The sequence below is a fragment of the Tranquillimonas alkanivorans genome, from assembly GCF_900115595.1.
In the GTDB taxonomy this organism is placed as follows: Bacteria; Pseudomonadota; Alphaproteobacteria; order Rhodobacterales; family Rhodobacteraceae; genus Tranquillimonas; species Tranquillimonas alkanivorans.
Map to the genome: position 1 here is coordinate 89,367 of NZ_FOXA01000007.1, position 16,052 is coordinate 105,418.

The window sequence follows — 16,052 nt, forward strand, 5'->3', positions numbered from 1 at the left end:
GCATGGTTTCCAAGATGATCACGGTGCTGTCGGGCAGTGCCGCCGTCCTCGCGCTGACGGGCGCGGCGCAGGCGCAGGAGTACACGTTCAAGCTGCACCACTTCCTGGGCGCCCAATCGCCCGCGCAGACCCAGATGCTCGAGCCCTGGGCCGAGGCGGTCGAGGAGAACTCCGGCGGCCGGGTCGAGATCGAGATCTATCCGGCAATGACGCTGGGCGGCCGTCCGCCCGAGCTGATCCAGCAGGTGCGGGATGGCGTCGTGGACCTGGTTTGGACCGTGAACGGCTACACCCCGGGGCTTTTCCCGCGCACCGAGGTGATGGAGCTGCCGACGGTGTTCAAGAACGACCCCGTGGCCGCCAACCTGGCGCTCTACGACATGTGGCAGGACGGGGACCTGGGGGACGAGTACCGCGGCACCGAGCCGATGTTCCTGCACGTCCATGCCGGCCAGGCGATCCACATGGCGGACGAGCCCGTGCGCATGCCCGCCGACCTCGAGGGCAAGAACATGCGCATCCCGACCCGCACGGGCGCGTGGGTGATCGAGGCGCTGGGCGCCAACCCGACAGCGATGCCGGTGCCGGAACTGCCGCAGGCGCTGCAGAAGGGCGTCGTGGACGGGGCCTTCATCCCGTGGGAGATCATCCCGCCGCTCAAGATCCAGGACCAGACCGAGTACCAAATCGAAGGTGCGGACGAAGAGCGCTTCGGCACCACCACCTTCCAGGTGTCGATGAACCAGGCGAAGTGGGAAAGCCTGCCCGAGGACATCCAGCAGGCGTTCCGCGACGCTTCGGGTCCCGAATGGTGGGCCGAGGTCGGCCGCGTCTGGCGCGCCACCGACGATTTCGGCATCGACCTGGCGACCAAGGCGGGCAACGAGCACATCGTCCTGTCCGAGGAAGAGACCCAAGCCTTCCGCGACGCGCTTCAGCCGGTCGTCGACCGCTGGATCGAGGACGTGGAGTCCAAGGGCGTCGACGGTGCCGCGCTGGTCGAGACCGCGCGCGAGAAGATCGCCGAGCACAGCGACCGCTGATCGGCACGACGTGACGAAAGGGGGCCGCGCCGGGAAACCGGGCGGCCCTTTTTCGTGCCGCCCGCTCAGCCGCGGGCGTTGATGGCGTGATAGACCGGCAGGACGCTGTCGAGCACCTCGCGCAACGCCCGCGGCGCGACGCGGGCGCGGCGGCGCGTCTCGGCGTCCTCGAGCAGCGGGGCTATGACCTCGTGCCCGCCATCGGCGCGCCGCACCAGCCGACACTCCCGCACCGAGAGGGTGCCCAGTTTCACCGTGAACTCCGCCAGAACGCGGTCGCCGCGTGCGCGGTTGACCGAAAAGCTCGACAAGTCGATCCGCGCGCGGCGCGCGGGCGCCGCAAGTACCCGATCGTGCATCATGGTCTGCCCCAAACCTTTGCCCGTCGCCGGCCGCCTTTTCTGTCTGCGGTTCTGCGCCGCGCGGGGCCGACTGCGCCGACAATGCGGCGGGCGCGCGCGCGGATCAAGCCACGCCACCCGCCCCGCGCCACGTTTTCGCCAGAGTGCCGCCGATTTCACCCGGTTTTTCCGGCGCTTGTGCGAAACTCAGGGCCGGGCCTGACCGCCCTCGCCCTCGTGCACAACGACGCTCGAGGCGAAGCCATGCACCACGATCGACAGCAGGATGCACAGCGCGACGACGCGCCAGATGATCCCGCCATGCGGGATATCGGCGGCGTTCAGGCCGTAGGCGACATAGAAGATCGTGCCCATGCCGCGGATGCCGAAGAAGGCGACCTTTCGCCGGCTGAGCGCGTCGCAGGGATCGCCCACCAGCGACAGAAGGCCCGCGAGAGGGCGGATGACGAAGATCAGCAGGACGGCGAAGGCCAGTTCCTCCCATGTCAGCCCTTCGAGCGCGCCGCTTCCGACGAACATCCCGAACCACAGAAGCAGCAGCACCAGCAGGATGGACTCGAACTGCTCGGCCCCGTGGTGGGCGAACTCGTGGTAGCGGTCGTCCTCGGTTCCGCGCGCGTTGGACCGTCCGGCCCGCGCGGCGGCGAAGACGGCGAGGAAGCCGTAGGCGTCCAGCGTCTCGGCCACGCCATAGGCCAGAAGCGTCGCCGACAGCATCACGGCGAGCGAGTTCCACGCCCCCTGCCGCGCATCGCCCCACGGGCTGAACACCAGCCGCGAGATCAGCATGCCGCAGGCCCAGCCCAGCGCCCAGCCCGCCACCACGCGGTAAAGCACGTCGTAGCCCAGCCAGCCCCACGCCCAGTCCCCCGGCCCCGCCGCCGCCGAGAGACCAGCGAGCGTGATGGCCAGGTAGACGAAGGGAAAGGCCAGCCCGTCGTTCATCCCCGCCTCGGCGGTCAGCGCGACCTGCATCGGCGTTTCCTTCCCGCCGGGCGGGCCCACCTGCACCGAGCGGGCAAGAACCGGGTCGGTGGGGGCGAGGGACGCGGCCAGCAGCATCGACGCGGCCGCGCCCAGGCCCAGCAGCGTCACGCCCAGCCCGTAGACGCAGGCGATGGTCAGTGGCATGGCGATCAGCAGCAGCCGGAAGCCGGCGCGCCAGTTGTGCCACGTCATGCGGCTGTCGATGGCCAGACCCACGCCCGACAGCGACACGATGACGATCAGCTCGGACGCGTGCTCGACCACCGCCGACTGCACCTGCGACAACCGCGGGTCAAGCGTGGGCAGCCCCGCCAGCGCCATGCCCACGCCCAGCAGCACGTAGAACAGCGGCAGGTTCGCCCAGCTGTAGCGCGTCAGCGCCGGGCGCAGGGTCAGCGCCAGCAGCCCGAAACCGATGACGAGATAGGCGATCTGGACGGGCTCGAGGCTCAGGGGGAGTGACATTCCGGCTCCTTCGGGGCGGTCGGGGCGCCAACGCCCGCGGGCGCTTAGGGGTTGCGCGGACACGCATGCCGCGACGTCATCTCAACTTGTTACGCGGATGGCGGGAACCGGGGGCCGGTCTTGTGTCTTTCGGGTGTCGGGGACGTGCAGGAGGGGGCAGTGACGCCTGATCGAGTGTCCGGGCGAACCGGCCTGGAAGTACTTCTTGTCGAGGACGAGACAGTGGTCAGCATGGACCTGGAAGCCGTGCTCGAGGAGATGGGCCATACCGTGGCCGGCGTCGCCGCGCATGCCGGCCGTGCGCTCGAGATGATCGAGGCCCGGCACGCCCAGCTTGACCTGGCCCTCATCGACATCCGACTGGCGGGCGAAACGGCGCGGCCCGTGGCCGATGCGCTCGACGCTCACGGCATTCCCTATGTCGCGGTCACCGGGCTGGACGTGGACGAGGTGCGCAGCCTCGGGTTCCACGGCGGCTACGTCACCAAGCCCTGCCTCGCCCCGCAGCTCGAAACCGCGATCCGGGCGACCTTGGCGCGGGCGGAGGGCTGAGCCCCCGCGCGCGCGGGCCTTCAGGCGACCGTCAGCCGACCGTGAGGGCGATCTTGCCGCGGATGTGCTCGCCCTCGAGCGTGTCGTGGGCGCGCCCGGCCTGGTCCAGCGGGAAGGTGCGGTCGACCACGACGCGGATCTTGCCCTGGTGGATCAGCGCGTCGATCTCTTCGAGCTGAGTGCCGTTGGGCTGGACGAGGAAGCGCGCGCGGTGGGCGTTCTTCTCGTTCGCCTTGCTCTCGGACGGCTCGTCAAGGGTCGAGACCATCGCGCCGCCCTTCTTGAGCACCTGCCAGGAGCGTTCCTGCGTCTCGCCGCCGATGGTGTCGAAGACCAGGTCGATCTCATCCGTCTCGTCCTCGAATCGCTGGTTGCGATAGTCGATTACCTCGTCCGCTCCGAGGTCGCGCAGGAAGTCGGCGTCCTCCTCGCGCGCGGTGGCGATGACGGTCGCGCCCTGCGCCTTGGCGATCTGCACCGCGAAGTGGCCGACGCCGCCGGCCGCGCCGTGGATCAGCACGCGCTGCCCCGCGGCCAGCCGCCCGTGGTCCAGAAGGCCCTGCCACGCCGTCAGGCCCGCCAGAGGCACCGACGCGGCCTCGGCGGCCGAGAGGTTGGCGGGGATGGCCGCGGCCTCGTCCGACTTGACGATGACGTGCTGGGCATAGGCGCCGCGCCCCTGCCCCAGCATGGCGTGGATCGCCGCGCCCCGGTCGAAGGAGGTCACGCCCTCGCCCGCGCGCTCGACCGTGCCGGCCACGTCGGCGCCCATGGAGAACGGCAGGTCGTCCTTCGTCACCAGCGGGTACGCGCCTTCGCGGATCTTGAAGTCGACCGGGTTCACGCCGGCGGCGTCCACCCGCACCAGAAGCTCGCCCGGCCCCGGTTCGGGCACCGGCTGGTCCTCGGCACGCAGCACGCTCGCGTCGCCGAATTCGTGGATGCGTATCACCGTGCTCATTCTCGCGTTCCTTTTCCCTTGGGAGTCGGGGTCGGAACGCGAGGCGCGGACAGCCGTTCCGGACCGCCTATTCCAACACCACGTCGTAGCCCCATAGCCGGCGGACATGCGCCAGCGTCGCGGTGCGGTCAGCGTCTTCCAGCGGAATGCCGTCGCGGCGGAAGTGGCGGATCCGCAGCACGCGGTCGCCCATCAGGTCGGCATCGACAAGCTGGATGTCGGGCTCATTGATCGACACGTCGCGCGACCGGGCCAGCGCGTCGCGCACCCGCTCGTAGCCCTGTTCGTCGTGGATGGCGTCCACGGTCACGTAGCGGTCGGCGGCGTCGTCGGTCAGCGCGAACAGCTTGAGCTCGCGCATCAGTCGGGGGCTGAGGAACTGCTGGATGAAGCTTTCGTCGCGATAGTTCGCCCAAGCCTCGGTCAGCACGCCCAGCCAGTCGCCGCAGCCCGCGATCTCGGGGAACCAGGCACGGTCCTCGTCCTCGGGCTCGGTGCAGATGCGCTTGATGTCGCGCATCATGCCGAAGCCCAGCGTATACGGGTTGATGCCCGAATAGCGCGGATCATCAAAATCGGGCTGGGTCAGGACGTTGGCGTGGTTGTGCAGGATCTCGAACATCGCGCCGTCGTCGATGCGCCCGTCCTCGTGCAGGCGGTGCATGATGTAAAAGTGTGTGAAGGTCGCGCACCCCTCGTTCATGATCTGCGTCTGCTTCTGCGGATAGAAGTACTGCGCGACGTTGCGCACGATCCCCAGGATCTCGCGCTGCCAGGGCTCGAGGATGGGGCTGTGGTGTTCGAGGAAGAACAGCAGGTTCTCCTCGGGCAGGTGCATGCGGCGGCGGCGTTCGCTTGCCGCGTCGGGCACGGGCGCGGCGGTCTGCGGCCTCTCGAACGTGTCGAGCAGGTAGTCCACGGCCTCTTCCTGGGCCTTGAACCGCTCGATGGCGCGGCGTTTCTCCTCGCTGGCCGACAGGTCGGGCGGGCGGCGGTGGCGGAAGACGCCGGCCGACATCAGCGCGTGGGCCGAGTCCAGCGTGCGTTCGACCTGCCGTTCGCCGTGCCGTTCCTCGCACCGGGCGATGAAGCCGCGAGCGTAGTCGAGGTAGTCGAGAATGCCGTCGGGGTCGGTCCACTGCCGGAACAGGTGGTTGTTCTTGAAGAAGTGGTTATGCCCGAAGGCCGCGTGCGCCATCACCAGCGCCTGAAGCGCCATGGTGTTCTCTTCCAGGCAGTAGCTGACGCAGGGATTCGAGTTGATGACGATTTCAAAGGCCAGCCCCCGCGCGCCCTTGCGGTACATCCGTTCGTGCTGGATGAAATGCTTGCCGAAGGACCAGTGGCGGTACATCAGCGGCATCCCGACCGAGGAATAGGCGTCGAGCATCTGCTCGGCCGAGATGATCTCGATCTGGTTGGGGAAGCAGTCGAGGCGCAGTTCCTTCGTCGCCACCTGCTCGATCGCCTCGTAGGCGCGGTCGAGCTTCTCGAAGGTCCAGTCGGTGCCCTCGAAGATCAGCTTGCTGTCAGCCATGCTGCGCCTCCTCCCCTCCCCGGGCGAAGAGCTCGCGGAAAACCGGGTAGATCCCCGCCGGGTTGGCGATCCGCTTGGTCTTGAAGTTCGGCCAGGCCTGCGCAACCTCGCGATAGGCCAGCCACAGCTCTGTGCCGTTACCGTCGTGTTTCAGGAAGCGCGTCTCCTCTTCGGCGATGATCTCGACATAGGCGAAGTATTGGCAGACCGGCATCAGGTGGTCGTTGAGCAACTGCATGCAGCGCGACGAGTCGCCGGGCGAGTTATCCCCGTCCGAGGCCTGCGCGGCATAGATGTTCCACTCGCGCGGGGAATACCGCGCCTCGACGATCTTCTTCATCTGTTCGAGCGCCGAGCTGACGACCGTGCCGCCGGTTTCGCGGGCATAGAAGAACGTCTCTTCGTCCACCTCGCTGGCGCGGTGGGTGTGGCGGATGAAGACCAGCTCGACCCGGTCGTAGCGCCGGGTGAGGAACAGGTGAAGCAGGACGAAGAACCGCTTGGCCAGGTCCTTCTCGCGCTCGCCCATCGAGGCCGAGACGTCCATCAGGCAGAACATCACCGCCTTGGCGTTGGGCTCGGGGCGCGGGACAAAGTAGTTGTAGCGCACGTCGAGCGGGTCGATGTAGGGCACGACCTTCTGGCGGCGCAGAAGTTCGTCCAGTTCCTCGCGCGTCTCCTTCAGCTCCTTGCGCTGCTTGGCGGTGGGGGCGTGTATCTCCTCCAGCTCGAAGATGCGCTTGCGCAGTTCGCGCACCGTGGCGTCGGTGGGCCGCCTTAGCGCCAGGCGGCGGCCATAGGCGTTGCGCATGGTGCGCCCGACATTGAGGTTCGCGGGCGCCCCGGTGACCGACAGGCCCGCGCGGCGCGGCTTGGCGGTCTCGATCTCCTTCAGGGTTTGCTTCACTAGGTCGGGAAGCTCGAGATCCTCGAAGAAGATGTCGAGGAACTCGTCGCGGGACAGCACGAAGGTGAAGTCGTCCTCTCCCTCTCCGTTGTCCGAGCCCTTGCGCCCGGAGCCGCCCGCTCCGCCCGGCGGCTTCTCGATCCGGTCGCCGGCGCGGAACTGCTTGTTGCCGGGCAGGATACGCTCGTGCCGGCCGCCGCGGGGGTCGTGGTGGAACTGCGGCTCGTTGATGCCGTCGGTGGGCACCGTGACCTCGCCGCTGCGGTCCATGTCTCGGATGCCGCGCGTGCGGATCGACTTGTTCACCGCCTCCTTCACCTGCTCGCGCACCCGCTTGATGAAGCGACGGCGGTTGCCGAGGTTCTTGTCCTTGGGGTTCAGCCGGCGATCGATGAAATGGGACATGATGCGGTCCGGCTCACCCCGCCTTGTTGACGCGCATGTACCACTCGACCAGACGCCTGACCTGCTTGGGCGTGTAGCCGCGGGCGACCATGCGATCGACGAACTCGGCGTGCTTGGCCTGGGTGTCGCTGTCGCTTTTCGCGCCGAAGCTGATGACGGGCAGCAGGTCTTCCACATGGCTGAACATGCGCTTCTCGATCACCCGGCGCAGTTTCTCGTACTTGCGCCAGTCCGGGTTCTGGCCCGACCGCTCGGCCCGGGCGCGCAGGACGAACTTGACGACCTCGTTGCGGAAGTCCTTGGGGTTCGAGATGCCGGCCGGTTTCTCGATCTTCTCGAGCTCCTGGTTGAGCACCTCGCGGTCGTACATCTGCCCGGTGTCGGGGTCCTTGTAGTCCTGTTCCTCGATCCAGGCATCGGCATAGGCGATGTAGCGGTCGAAGAGGTTCTGGCCGAAGTCCGAGTAGCTTTCCAGGTACGCCTTCTGGATCTCCTCGCCAATGAACTCGGCGTAGCGGGGGGCGAGCTCGGCCTTCACGAAGTTCATGTAACTCTGCTCGACCTCCTCGGGGAACTGCTCGCGCTTGATGGTCTGTTCGAGCACGTACATCAGGTGCACCGGGTCGGCGGCGACCTCCTCGGGGTCGTGGTTGAAGGTCTCGGACAGCACCTTGAAGGCGAAGCGGGTCGATATGCCGGTCATGCCCTCGTCCACCCCGGCCGCGTCGCGGTACTCCTGGATCGAGCGGGCGCGCGGGTCGGTGTGCTTGAGCGTCTCGCCGTCATAGACCCGAAGCTTGGAATAGAGCGACGAGTTCTCGTGCTCGCGCAGCCGCGTGAGGACCGAGAACTTCGCCAGCATCGGCAGTGTCTCGGGCGCGCGCGGTGCCTCGCCCAGGGTCGAGTTCGTCAGGAGTTTCTCGTAGATCTGCGTCTCTTCCGTCGCCCTCAGGCAGTACGGCACCTTCACCACGCTGATCCGGTCGAGGAACGCCTCGTTGTTGCGGTCCGACTTGAACTGCTGCCACTCGGCCTCGTTCGAGTGGGCAATGATGATCCCCTGGTAGGGCATCGCGCCGATGTTCTCGGTCCCGACATACGACCCCTCCTGCGTCGCCGTCAGAAGCGGGTGCAGCACCTTGATCGGCGCCTTGAACATCTCGACGAACTCCATCAGCCCCTGCGTGGTCCGATTGAGCGCGCCCGAGTAGCTGTAGGCGTCCGGGTCGTTCTGGCTGAAGTGTTCCAGCTTGCGGATGTCGAGCTTGCCGACCAGCGACGAGACGTCCTGGTTGTTCTCGTCCCCCGGCTCGGTCTTGGCGACGCCGATCTGGCGCAGCTTAGACGGCTGGAGCTTCACCACCGAAAACTTCGAGATGTCGCCGTCGAATTCCTCGAGCCGCTTGACGGCCCAGGGCGACAGGAGCCCGGTCAGAAGGCGCTGGGGGATGTTGTACTTGTCCTCGAGCACCGCGCCGAAGCGTTCGCGCTCGAACAGGCCCAGGGGGCTTTCGAAGACGGGGCTGATCTGCTCGCCCGCCTTGAGGACGTAGATCGGCTCTTTCTCCATCAGCCGCTTGAGGATCTCGGCGATGGTGGATTTGCCGCCGCCGACGGGGCCCAGCAGATAGAGGATCTGCTTGCGCTCTTCGAGGCCCTGGCTCGCGTGCCGGAAGAAGCCCACGATGCGCTCGATCGTGTCCTCGGCCCCGTAAAGCTCGGCGAAGGCCGGGTATCGCGAGATGGTTCGGTTCTGAAAGATGCGGCTGAGCCGCTGGTCCTGACTGGTGTCGATACGCGTGGGTTCGCCGATGGCCGAGACCATCCGCTCGGCTGCCGTGGCCCGCATTCTCGGGTCTTCCCGGCACCCCAGCAGGTAGTCCTGCAGGGACATCTCCTCCACTCTGCTCTGCTCGTACGCCTCCGCGAATTCCGTGAACAAGTCCATGTGTCGCTCTCTCGCCTCGCTGGCGCCGAAGCGCCTTGTTGACGCTAAGTCATATTAATGACTTATGACGGGCCCGCGTACTTGCAAGACACATGACCGTAACCGGAACGGACCCGACTGCGGTTGATGCGTCCATTGTACGCGCAAAGGGCGACTTGGCTACAGAAAGCGACACTCCGGTGTCAGGTGTGATCACCGCGTGAGGTACCCGACAGCCGCGTGAGCGGATCGCGGGCGGACCGGAGCGTCGCGGACCGCAAGCCGGTGGCGACGGGGCTGCGGCACGTGGGACATGGAGTGCGCCCAAAGGGCAGCGATCGCCTTGGTGGGCGGGCGGGCGCTGCCCGGGCCGCTGGCCCGGGCGGGTTGGCTTCGAGCGGCGCGCAATCGTTGGCCGCACGGACCAGAGGCTGTGGCAGCGGATGCTTCGCGGAGTGATCGACAGGTGATCTGGTTTGACGCGCCGGCACGTGGCGAACGGTGCGTCCCAAGAGGGCAGCGTCCACACGTGGTGGGCGTGAAAGCGTCCGCCGTGGGGGCGGGCGGGCGCTGCCCGGGCCGCTGGCCCGGGCGGGTTGGCTTGGGGCGGCGCGCGGCGGTCCGACCGGGCCGCGCGCCGTGAGGGTCAGTCCAGCCGGTCGCCCGTCTCGCGGTCGAAGAGGTGCAGCATCGCCGGGTCCACCGACATGCGCATCGTCTCGCCCGGCTGAGGCAGCGTGGCGTCGGTGAGGCTGGCGACAAGCTCGGAGCCCGTCTGCTCGACCCAGCCATAGACGTTGCCCGACGCGCCCAGCCGCTCGACCACGCGCACGTCGACCGACAGCGGGCCGGCGGTGTCGCGCACCAGGTGCTCGGGGCGGATGCCCACCGACACCTCGCCGTGCTGGTGCGGCCGGTCGTCCAGCTTCACCCCCTCCCCGATCGTCACGCCGTCGGCGCCGGCATGGCCCGGGATGAAGTTCATGGGCGGCGAGCCGATGAACTCGGCCACGAACTTGGTGGCCGGACGCTCGTAAAGCGCGATGGGCGGGCCCACCTGCTCGATCCGGCCGGCGTTCATGACCACCAGCTTGTCGGCCAGCGTCATCGCCTCGGACTGGTCGTGGGTGACGTAGATCGCGGTGGTCTTCAGCCGCTGCTGAAGGTCGCGGATCTCGACCCGGGTCTTCATCCGCAGCTTGGCGTCGAGGTTCGACAGCGGCTCGTCGAACAGGAACACCTGCGGCTTGCGCACGATGGCGCGGCCCATGGCCACGCGCTGGCGCTGGCCGCCCGACAGCTGGCGCGGCTTGCGCTCGAGGAAGTCCGCGAGGCCCAGGATGCCCGCGGCCTCGTTCACGCGCTCGCGGATCTCGGCCTTGGGCGTGCCCTGGTTCTTCAGGCCATAGGCCATGTTCTCGTAGACCGACATGTGCGGGTAGAGCGCGTAGTTCTGGAACACCATCGCGATGTCGCGGTCCGCCGGCTCCAGGTCGTTGACCTTGCGCCCGCCGATCGAGATCTCGCCGCCCGTCACTTCCTCGAGCCCCGCGACCATGCGCAGGAGCGTGGACTTGCCGCAGCCCGAGGGCCCGACGAGCACGCAGAGTTCGCCGTCCTCGATGTCGACGGACAGGCCGGGGATCGCCTCGACCCCGCCGGGATAGACCTTGCGGATATGGTTCAGTGTGATGTCTGCCATGTCTTCTCTTTACTTCTCGACCTCGACGAGCCCGCGCACGAACAGGCGCTGCATGCCGAGGATCACGATGACGGGGGGCAGGAGCGCGAGGATCGCGGTCGCCATGATGAGGTGCCATTCCGGCAACGAGTCGCCGGCATTCGCCATCCGCTTGATGCCCATGACGACGGTGTAATAGCTCTCGTCCGTGGTCACGAGCAGCGGCCAGAGGTACTGGTTCCAGCCGTAGATGAAGAGGATCACGAACAGCGCGGCCAGGTTGGTCCGGCTCAGCGGCACCAGGATGTCGCGGAAGAACTTCATCGGCCCGGCCCCGTCGATACGCGCCGCCTCGGTCAGCTCTTCCGGCACGGTCATGAAGAACTGCCGGAACAGGAACGTCGCCGTCGCCGAGGCGATGAGCGGGATGGACAGGCCGGCATAGGAGTTCAGCATGCCCAGCTGCGCCACGACCTCGTAGGTGGGCAGGATACGCACCTCGACCGGCAGCATCAGCGTGATGAAGATCGTCCAGAACGCCAGAACCCGGAACGGGAACTTGAAATAGACGATGGCGAAGGACGACAGCAGCGAGATCGCGATCTTTCCCAGCGCGATGGCCATCGCCATGATCGTCGAGTTCATCAGCATCAGCCCGATGGGCGGCGCGCCGGCGGTCGACAGCCCCTCTCCCAGCACCGTCGCATAGTTCTGGAAGAACTGGTCGCCGGGCAGAAGCGGCAGGCCCCGGTTCACCTCGATCCCGGTATGGGTCGAGGCAACGAAGGCCAGGTAGATCGGGAAGGCGAAGATCGCCGCGCCGAGGATCAGCACGAAGTGCTGGACGAAGTTCAGGACGGGTCTGCGTTCGACCATCAGTATTCCACCCTGCGTTCGATGTAACGGAACTGGATCGCGGTCAGCGCGATCACGATGACCATGAGGATCACGGACTGCGCCGCCGAGGAGCCGAGGTTCAGGCCCTCGAAGGCGTCCCGCCAGACCTTGTAGACCAGGATCACCGTCTCGTTGCCCGGACCGCCGCCGGTGGTGGCGTGCACGATGCCGAAGGTTTCGAAGAAGGCGTAGACGACGTTGACGACCAGAAGGAAGAAAACCGTCGGCGACAGGAGCGGCAGCTGGATCGACCAGAAGCGCTTGAACGGCCCGGCATTGTCGATGGCCGCGGCCTCGATCAGCGAGCGCGGGATCGCCTGGAGCCCGGCGAGGAAGAACAGGAAGTTATAGCTCACCTGCCGCCACGCCGCCGCGATGACGATCAGTGCCATGGCGTCGTTGCCGTCCTGGAAATGGTTCCAGTCGTAGCCGAGCTGGCCCATGGCGTAAGCGCCGATGCCGATGGTGGGGTTGAACAGGAACCACCAAAGCACGCCCGCGATGGCGGGGGCCACGGCGTAGGGCCAGATCAGCACGGTGCGGTAGACCAGCGCCGACTTGATCACGCGGTCGGCCATTACGGCCAGCACCAGCGCGATGCCCATCGACAGGCCTGCGACCAGTGCGCTGAAGACGATCGTGGTCCAGAAGCTTTCCAGGTAGGCGCTGTCGCTGAACAGGCGTTCGAAGTTGGCGAGGCCCACGAACTCGGTCTTCAGACCGAAGGCGTCCTCGCGCAGGACGGACTGGTAGATGGCCTGGCTCGCCGGCCAGAGAAAGAAGACCGCCGTGATGACGATCTGGGGCGCCACCAGCAGGTACGGTAACCAGCGGTGGCGGAAGGTAACCCTCTTGGTGCGCACGGGGCGGCATCCTCCGATGTTGCAACGAAAAGGGGGCGGTGCCTGTCGGCCCGCCCCCGGCGCCAGATGGCGCGGTCTTACATGTTGGTGTCTTCGAAGTCGCGCAGCATGGCGTTGCCACGCTCGGCCGCGTTCGACAGCGCCTCTTCGGCGGTCTGGTCGCCGCTCCAGAGGTCCTCAAGCTCTTCGTTGATCACGTCACGGATCTGCACGAAGTTGCCGAAGCGCAGGCCGGCCGAGTTGGCGGTCGGTTCGTTCAGCGACAGCTGCTCGATGGCGGTCTGGGTGCCCGGGTTCTCGTCGTAGAAGCCCTGCTCCTGGGCCAGCTCGTAGGCCGCCGTGGTGATCGGGACATAGCCCGTGGACATGTGCCAGTCGGCCTGGATCTCGGGCTGCGAGATGAAGTCGAAGAACTCGGCCACACCCTGGTAGTCCGCGTCCTCGTGGCCCGACAGCACCCACAGCGTGGCGCCGCCGATGATCGAGTTCTGCGGCGCGTCCGCGGCCTCGGTGTTCAGCGGCAGCATGGTCTGGCCGAAGTTGAACTCGGCCTGCTCGACCATGTCGGGGTAGTAGGCCGACGAGTTGATCCACAGCGCGCACTCGCCGCTGGTGAACAGCGGGAGCGAGTCGCCGCGACGACCGCCGTAGACGAAGGTTCCGTCTTCCTGGCTGTCGGCGATGCGCTGCAGCAGGTTGGCCAGGTCCTCGCTTTCGTCGATGGTCAGCTCGGTGTCGAACCCGGCAAAGCCGTTCTGCTGGGTGCCGATGGGCTGGTTGTGCCAGGCCAGGTAGTTCTCGATCATCGACCAGGACTGCCAGCCGAACGACACGGCGCACTCATGGCCCTCGGCCTGCAGCGCGTCGGCCAGCTCGAACACCTCGTCCCAGGTCTGCGGCACGTCCTTGCCCGCCTGGTCCAGCAGGTCCTGGTTGTACCACATCACCGGCGTCGACGAGTTGAAGGGCAGCGACAGAAGCTGGCCCTCGGGGGTCGAGTAGTACGAGCGCACGGCCGGCAGATAGGCGTCGCTGCTCCACTCGATATCGGCGTTTTCCATCACCTCGTAGACCGGCTTGATCGCGCCCTGCGCGGCCATCATCGTGGCGGTGCCGACCTCGAACACCTGCACGATGTGCGGCTGCTCGCCGGCGCGGAAGGCGGCGATCGCGGCGGTCATGTTCTCGGTGTAGTTGCCCTTGTAGGTGGGCACGACGACGAAGTCGTCCTGGCTTTCGTTGTAGGCGGTGGCCATCTCCTCGACCTTCTCGCCGAGCGCGCCGCCCATGGCGTGCCAGAAGTTGATCTCGGTCTGCGCCATGGCGGCCGGAGCGGCAAGCGCCATGACCGAGGCCATGGCCGTCATCGAAAGAGTGGATTTCATCGGAACGTCCCCGTTTATTGTTTGCTGCGCAGCGCGACCGGAGCGAAATGTTCCGCCGGCAGCCGCACCTGCTGCTGCACAAAAAGCCAGCAAAGTGGCGATGCATCAAATGAAAATTTTCCAACAATGTTTATAACCTGATGTTATGAAGCAGCGACGGCACACAGGGGGTGCCGTTTCCGCCGGGGATTTCGCCGCATGACCGACCACACCCGCACCGGCGCCGGCGTCCGCGTGCGCCAGCTTGAAGCCTTCCAGGCAGTGGCGCAGACCGGCAGCTTCACCCGCGCCGCCGCGCTTCTGGGCGTGTCGCAGCCCGCCGTCAGCCGGCTGGTGCGCGATTTGGGGGCATCGGTGGGCGTGCCGCTTTTCGCCCGCGACGGCGGCGCGATGGTCCCCACACAGGAGGCGCGCTACCTGCTCAGCGAAACCGGCCGCGTGCTCGAGGCGCTGTCGGGGTTCGAAAAGCTGACGCGCGAGTTGCAGGGCCAGCCGCAGGGGCGGCTGCGGATCACCTGCCTGCCGGGATTCGCCACCGTCCACCTGCCCTCGGTGCTCGCCCGCTTCCTGTCGCAACGCGAGGGCGTGTTCGCCACGCTTGAACCCGACCGGCCCGAGCGCATCCTCGACTGGATCGTGGCCGAGAACTGCGACATCGGCCTGACCGCCGACTTCGAGGGCCACGCCGCCGTCACCCGCACCCGCGTGCAGGTCCGCACCGTCTGCGTACTGCCGCCGGGCCACCCGCTGGCGGCGCGCGACGAGATCACGCCCCACGACCTGCGCGGCGAGAGGCTGATCCACGCGCGCCGGGACGAGCCGTTCTGTTGCAGCCTGATGCGTGCGTTCGACGAGGCGGGCGTGCAGCCGCGTTCGACCGTCGAGACGCGCCAGTTCTCGGCCGCCTGTCGCATGGTGGCCGAGGGCTTCGGCGTCACCGTCGTCAGCGAGCTCGACGCGCGCGAGTACCTGCATACCGGGATCGCCATCCGGCCGTTCTGGCCGCGCGTGCCGCACAACCTCGATATCCTGCTGTCGCGCCTGTCGCCGCAGTCGGTCCTGGCGCTGGAGTTCGTCGAGGCGTTCGTTGAGAGCCTTGCGGACGTACGGCTGGAGCGCTGATCACCAGTCGAACGGTTCGACCACCCGCCGCCGGCCCAGCGTGAAGGCGTCGGCCACGTGCACCATCGGGGCAAGGTCGACCTCGGACGTGCCGGCGCGCACGAGTTCGGCCATGCGGGCGTAGAGCCGGGGGTATTCGCGGTCCGGCCCCTCGACGGGCGCGGCGCCCTCGGCGCGGAAGGTGGCGCCGCCGTCGCTCAGCCGCATGGTCCCGGCGTCGGTCTCGGCCTCGATGTCCCAGGTCTGCGGCCCCTCCTGCCGCCAGTCGAACACCGCCGACACCTCGGCCCCGCCGGGATGGGCGAAGTCGAGCTCGGCGGCGATGGGCGTGTCGCGGTTCCCGGGGAAGTCGAGCACGGCGCGCGACAGGTGCACCGGGGCGGGCAGGATCTCGGTCAGGATGGACAGCGCGTTGATGCCCGGGTCGAAGACACCCAGCCCGCCGGCCTGCCAGATCCATTCCTGCCCCGGATGCCAGCGGCGCACGTCCTCTTTCCACGTCACGCGCAGGCGCTTCAGCTCGCGTTCGGCCAGCCACTCCTTCGCCGCCGCCACGCCATGCGCCATGCGGCTGTGCCAGGTGGCATGGAGGGTTACGCCCGCCGCCTGCGCCTGCGCGGACAGAGCGTGGCACTCGGCCAGCGTTGCGCCCGGCGGCTTTTCCAGCATCACGTGCCGTCCCGCCCCGATGGCGGCCGCGGCCATGGCGAAGCGCGGCACCGGCGGCACGGCGAGCGAGACGACACCGATATCGGGCCGGGCTTCCAGCATCTGCGGCAGGTCGGCGAAATTCTCGACGCCGTCCACGCCGCCCGACCGGCTGACGGTGGCGGCCAGCGTCCAGTCGGGATCGGCGTTGAGCGCGGGAATGTGCTGATCCCGGGCGATCTTCCCGATCCCCACCAGCGCGACGGACAGCGGCTCGGCCATGAAACTCCTCCTTCTCGACCCTCGCCGC

At 67.5% G+C, this 16,052-nt stretch carries 14 protein-coding genes; 3 read left to right on the forward strand and 11 right to left on the reverse strand.

Annotated features, from left to right (window positions below; genetic code table 11):
* The first annotated feature begins 2 nt into the window (after positions 1–2).
* Positions 3–1,043 carry a TRAP transporter substrate-binding protein gene (locus BM162_RS10390; protein ID WP_093421370.1) on the forward strand — a complete coding sequence of 347 codons (1,041 nt, stop codon included), beginning with the start codon at positions 3–5 and terminating at the stop codon, positions 1,041–1,043.
* A gap of 65 nt (positions 1,044–1,108) precedes the next feature.
* Here the strand turns inward: BM162_RS10390 and BM162_RS10395 are convergent, their stop codons facing one another.
* A complete protein-coding gene (locus tag BM162_RS10395; RefSeq protein WP_093421373.1) occupies positions 1,109–1,405 on the reverse strand; it encodes a hypothetical protein in 297 nt (98 codons plus the stop codon).
* A 186-nt stretch (positions 1,406–1,591) separates the two neighbouring features.
* Positions 1,592–2,857 (reverse strand): cation:proton antiporter, encoded by a 1,266-nt coding sequence (locus BM162_RS10400; protein WP_093421376.1) that lies wholly within the window; start codon positions 2,855–2,857, stop codon positions 1,592–1,594.
* 159 nt (positions 2,858–3,016) lie between these two features.
* On the opposite strand from BM162_RS10400, the gene BM162_RS10405 reads away from it, so the two are divergent.
* Positions 3,017–3,409 carry a response regulator gene (locus BM162_RS10405; RefSeq protein WP_143096137.1) on the forward strand — a complete coding sequence of 131 codons (393 nt, stop codon included), beginning with the start codon at positions 3,017–3,019 and terminating at the stop codon, positions 3,407–3,409.
* A gap of 31 nt (positions 3,410–3,440) precedes the next feature.
* On the opposite strand, the gene BM162_RS10410 is transcribed toward BM162_RS10405, so the two are convergent.
* From BM162_RS10410 to ugpB, 8 genes are all read right to left on the reverse strand, one after another.
* Positions 3,441–4,370 carry an NADP-dependent oxidoreductase gene (locus tag BM162_RS10410; protein ID WP_093421381.1) on the reverse strand — a complete coding sequence of 310 codons (930 nt, stop codon included), beginning with the start codon at positions 4,368–4,370 and terminating at the stop codon, positions 3,441–3,443.
* 67 nt (positions 4,371–4,437) lie between these two features.
* Positions 4,438–5,907, reverse strand: coding sequence for a SpoVR family protein (locus BM162_RS10415; protein ID WP_093421384.1), 1,470 nt, complete (start codon positions 5,905–5,907; stop codon positions 4,438–4,440).
* Entirely contained in the window at positions 5,900–7,219 is a 1,320-nt protein-coding gene (locus BM162_RS10420; RefSeq protein WP_093421386.1) for a YeaH/YhbH family protein, read from the reverse strand. The genes BM162_RS10415 and BM162_RS10420 overlap by 8 nt, the downstream gene beginning before the upstream one ends.
* Positions 7,220–7,232: 13 nt before the next feature.
* Complete coding sequence (locus tag BM162_RS10425) at positions 7,233–9,167, reverse strand: PrkA family serine protein kinase (protein ID WP_093421389.1); 1,935 nt, start codon at positions 9,165–9,167, stop codon at positions 7,233–7,235.
* Positions 9,168–9,792: 625 nt separating this feature from the next.
* Entirely contained in the window at positions 9,793–10,848 is a 1,056-nt protein-coding gene (locus tag BM162_RS10430; RefSeq protein WP_093421391.1) for an ABC transporter ATP-binding protein, read from the reverse strand.
* A gap of 9 nt (positions 10,849–10,857) precedes the next feature.
* Entirely contained in the window at positions 10,858–11,703 is an 846-nt protein-coding gene (gene ugpE, locus BM162_RS10435) for a sn-glycerol-3-phosphate ABC transporter permease UgpE (RefSeq protein WP_093421394.1), read from the reverse strand.
* Positions 11,703–12,587: a sn-glycerol-3-phosphate ABC transporter permease UgpA gene (gene ugpA, locus BM162_RS10440; RefSeq protein WP_093421396.1), complete on the reverse strand. Its 885-nt coding sequence runs from the start codon at positions 12,585–12,587 to the stop codon at positions 11,703–11,705. The genes ugpE and ugpA overlap by 1 nt, the downstream gene beginning before the upstream one ends.
* A 77-nt stretch (positions 12,588–12,664) precedes the next feature.
* A complete protein-coding gene (ugpB, locus tag BM162_RS10445) occupies positions 12,665–13,972 on the reverse strand; it encodes a sn-glycerol-3-phosphate ABC transporter substrate-binding protein UgpB (protein ID WP_218153084.1) in 1,308 nt (435 codons plus the stop codon).
* Between the two features lie 198 nt (positions 13,973–14,170).
* Between ugpB and BM162_RS10450 the strand changes: the two genes are divergently transcribed.
* Positions 14,171–15,094 carry a LysR substrate-binding domain-containing protein gene (locus BM162_RS10450; RefSeq protein ID WP_093421399.1) on the forward strand — a complete coding sequence of 308 codons (924 nt, stop codon included), beginning with the start codon at positions 14,171–14,173 and terminating at the stop codon, positions 15,092–15,094.
* On the opposite strand, the gene BM162_RS10455 is transcribed toward BM162_RS10450, so the two are convergent.
* Positions 15,095–16,024, reverse strand: coding sequence for a Gfo/Idh/MocA family protein (locus tag BM162_RS10455; RefSeq protein ID WP_177215126.1), 930 nt, complete (start codon positions 16,022–16,024; stop codon positions 15,095–15,097).
* Positions 16,025–16,052: the final 28 nt, after the last annotated feature.

Bases quoted from the DNA above. Each gene is read 5' to 3' on its own strand.
- BM162_RS10395 (WP_093421373.1), bottom strand. From the start codon at position 1,405: ATGATGCACGATCGGGTACTTGCGGCGCCCGCGCGCCGCGCGCGGATC.
- BM162_RS10400 (WP_093421376.1), bottom strand. From the start codon at position 2,857: ATGTCACTCCCCCTGAGCCTCGAGCCCGTCCAGATCGCCTATCTCGTC.
- BM162_RS10450 (WP_093421399.1), top strand. From the start codon at position 14,171: ATGACCGACCACACCCGCACCGGCGCCGGCGTCCGCGTGCGCCAGCTT.
- BM162_RS10410 (WP_093421381.1), bottom strand. From the start codon at position 4,370: ATGAGCACGGTGATACGCATCCACGAATTCGGCGACGCGAGCGTGCTG.
- BM162_RS10430 (WP_093421391.1), bottom strand. From the start codon at position 10,848: ATGGCAGACATCACACTGAACCATATCCGCAAGGTCTATCCCGGCGGG.
- BM162_RS10425 (WP_093421389.1), bottom strand. From the start codon at position 9,167: ATGGACTTGTTCACGGAATTCGCGGAGGCGTACGAGCAGAGCAGAGTG.
- BM162_RS10415 (WP_093421384.1), bottom strand. From the start codon at position 5,907: ATGGCTGACAGCAAGCTGATCTTCGAGGGCACCGACTGGACCTTCGAG.
- ugpE (WP_093421394.1), bottom strand. From the start codon at position 11,703: ATGGTCGAACGCAGACCCGTCCTGAACTTCGTCCAGCACTTCGTGCTG.
- BM162_RS10390 (WP_093421370.1), top strand. From the start codon at position 3: ATGGTTTCCAAGATGATCACGGTGCTGTCGGGCAGTGCCGCCGTCCTC.
- ugpB (WP_218153084.1), bottom strand. From the start codon at position 13,972: ATGAAATCCACTCTTTCGATGACGGCCATGGCCTCGGTCATGGCGCTT.
- BM162_RS10455 (WP_177215126.1), bottom strand. From the start codon at position 16,024: ATGGCCGAGCCGCTGTCCGTCGCGCTGGTGGGGATCGGGAAGATCGCC.
- BM162_RS10420 (WP_093421386.1), bottom strand. From the start codon at position 7,219: ATGTCCCATTTCATCGATCGCCGGCTGAACCCCAAGGACAAGAACCTC.